This window comes from Actinoalloteichus spitiensis RMV-1378, assembly GCF_000239155.1.
GTDB lineage: Bacteria > Actinomycetota > Actinomycetes > Mycobacteriales > Pseudonocardiaceae > Actinoalloteichus_B > Actinoalloteichus_B spitiensis.
This window is the reverse complement of record NZ_AGVX02000766.1, coordinates 1-2,490: the sequence shown is the minus strand read 5'-3', so window position 1 is coordinate 2,490 and position 2,490 is coordinate 1. Positions and strand designations below refer to the sequence as shown.

The 2,490-nt window shown below is 72.4% G+C and carries 3 protein-coding genes; all 3 read right to left on the bottom strand.

The features are described from left to right. Positions 1-449, bottom strand: a 449-nt coding sequence (gene nrfD / locus ACTIDRAF_RS0224995; protein ID WP_016701393.1) for an NrfD/PsrC family molybdoenzyme membrane anchor subunit, incomplete at its 3' end; no start/stop codon positions are given. Beyond that, on the bottom strand, positions 446-1,423 hold the full coding sequence (locus ACTIDRAF_RS0224990) for a 4Fe-4S dicluster domain-containing protein (RefSeq protein ID WP_016701391.1): 978 nt from the start codon (positions 1,421-1,423) through the stop codon (positions 446-448). The genes nrfD and ACTIDRAF_RS0224990, both read right to left, overlap by 4 nt. A gap of 5 nt (positions 1,424-1,428) precedes the next feature. Then, positions 1,429-2,490, bottom strand: a 1,062-nt coding sequence (locus ACTIDRAF_RS0224985) for a molybdopterin dinucleotide binding domain-containing protein (RefSeq protein WP_016701390.1), incomplete at its 5' end; no start/stop codon positions are given.

Sequence of the window (2,490 nt, the reverse complement as noted above, 5' to 3'; positions counted from 1 at the left end):
GGCACTGGACGAACCGGACCGTAGGCGGCCAGCAGCCAGGAGCCGACGCTCATCGGGGAGGTGATCTTGAAGACGCGGAGCATGTTCAGGAAGCGGGCGGGGCGCCCCAGGTCGTGCACCAGGGCCACGACCGACCCGGACACCGCGCCGAGCGCCACGAGCTTGGCCGGCCTGGCCAGACCGGGCCGGTTCGTCCAGTGCCCGCCGGCGGCGAGGACCGACGACCCCCCTGCCAGGCCGCCGAGGAAGAAGTACCCGGCGATGTCGGTGGCCGCCCAGCGGGGTGGGTTCAGCACGGGCAGCCCGTAGTAGGAGTCCGGGCTGTACTCGGGAGCCGCCGTCCGCTGCCCCCGGGGCCGCCACCGCTGTTCCCCGGTGCCCCCGACGCGGGCCTCCCGCCCGGGATGCGCACCCCTGATGCCGTCCCTGGTGACGTCCGACGTGCTCATGACCGCCTCCCGACGAACATCGCGGCCAGTCCACCGAGCATGGTCGCCGCGGCCACGCCCACGTACGCCCACATCCGGGGCAGGTCCCTGGTCGTCACCACCGGGTCGGGGGGCAGCCCGTACACCTCGGGTTCGTCCAGCAGCAGGAAGAACGCACCGTCCCCGCCGACGCCGTCCTCCGGGTCGTGCCCGTACAGCCGGGCCGACCCGACGCCGTCCCCGTGCAGTTGTTCCACCCGGGCGGCCGCCCGCTCGCGCAGCTCGTCCAGTTCCCCGAACTGGATGGAGTCAGTCGGGCAGGCCTTGGCGCAGGCGGGCTCCATGCCCACGCCGACCCGGTCATAGCACAGGGTGCACTTCCAGGCGCGGCCGTCGTCCGGTCGCTGGTCGATGACCCCGTAGGGGCAGGCCGGCACGCAGTAGCCGCAGCCGTTGCAGATGTCCTCCTGCACGACGACGGTGCCGAACTCGGTGCGGAACAGCGAACCGGTCGGGCAGACGTCGAGGCACGCGGCGTGGGTGCAGTGCTTGCACACGTCGGACGCCATCAACCATCGCAGGTCGGTGTCGCCCGCCGATCCGCCGTCGCCTCCCCGGCCGGGCTGTTCGGGGACCAGCGGCGCCGGCCACCCGCCCTGTTCGGGGACGGTGACGCCCTGGGCGGCGGCGGCCAGCGCGTCCACACCCCGGTGCGACTCGTCGGGCGGGGGCCCCACCAGGGGTTTGCGCTGTTCGACGAACGCGACGTGCCGCCAGCTGTCCGCCCCCAACCGCCCGGTGTTGTCGAAGGACATGCCCGTCAGCTCCAGGCCGTCCTCGGGGATCGCGTTCCACTCCTTGCAGGCCACCTCGCAGGCCTTGCACCCGATGCACACCGAGGTGTCGGTGAAGAAGCCGTAGCGCGGGGGTGCGTCGCGGTGGCCGGCGGAGGCCGCGACGTGCGGGTCCGGTCCGGAGAACTGGTTGGTCGGCACGGCGCTCAGGCCTCCGTTCCGGTGGTTTCGGTGACGCCCGCTCGCCGCCGGTAGTCCTCCACGTAGCGGCGCAGCGCGGCGCCGCGGGGACGTCGCCCGGGGCGGATGTCCGCCGTCCAGGCCTTGACCTCCTGGATGTGGACGTTGGGGTCGAGGGTGATGGAGGACAGCTCGTTGGCGGAGTCGCCGGTGGTGTAGCCGTTGGGGCCCCAGTGGTAGGGCATCCCGATCTGGTGGACGGTGCGGCCCTGGACGAACAGGGGGGTCATCCGGTCGGTGACCACCACCCTGGCCTCGATGGCGTTGCGGGCCGTCACGATGGTGGCCCACCCGTGGTGTTCCAGTCCGCGTTCCTCGGCCAACTCCGGGGAGACCTCGCAGAAGAACTCGGGTTGGAGTTCGGCGAGGTAGGGCTGCCACCGCGTCATGCCGCCCGCCGTGAAGTGCTCGGTGAGCCGGTAGGTGGTGACCACGTAGGGGTACACCTCGGCACCCGGCTCGTTCCCGCTGGGCTGGTAGCGGTTGTCCACCCGGGAGTTGGCCAGCCGCACCGGGTTGCGCTGCTGCGGGTAGAGCAGGTTCGGGAACGGGGACTCCTGGGGTTCGTAGTGGGTGGGCAGCGGCCCGTCCACCAGGCCCGCCGGCGTGTACAACCAGCCCTTGCCGTCCGCCTGCATGATGAACGGGTCGATCCCGGAGATCGCCTCCACACCGCGCGCCTCGGGCGCCGGTCGGTAGGACGGGGGGCGGTCGGCGATGAAGTCGATGCTGTCGTGCCCGGTCCAGCGGCCGGCCTCCTCGTCCCACCACACCAACGCCTTGCGTTCGCTCCACGGCCGGCCCTCCGGGTCCGCCGACGCCCTGCTGTAGAGGGTCCGGCGGTTCTGCGGCCACGCCCAGCCCCACTCCGAACCCGTCCAGTTCTGTTCGCGGTGCGGCCGGCGCCGGGCGGCCTGGTTGACCCCGTCCCGGTAGACCCCGCAGTAGATCCAGCAGCCGCACGAGGTGGAGCCGTCGTCCTTGATGTCGTCGTAGCCCGACAGCGGCCGGCCCCCCGCGTCCCCGCC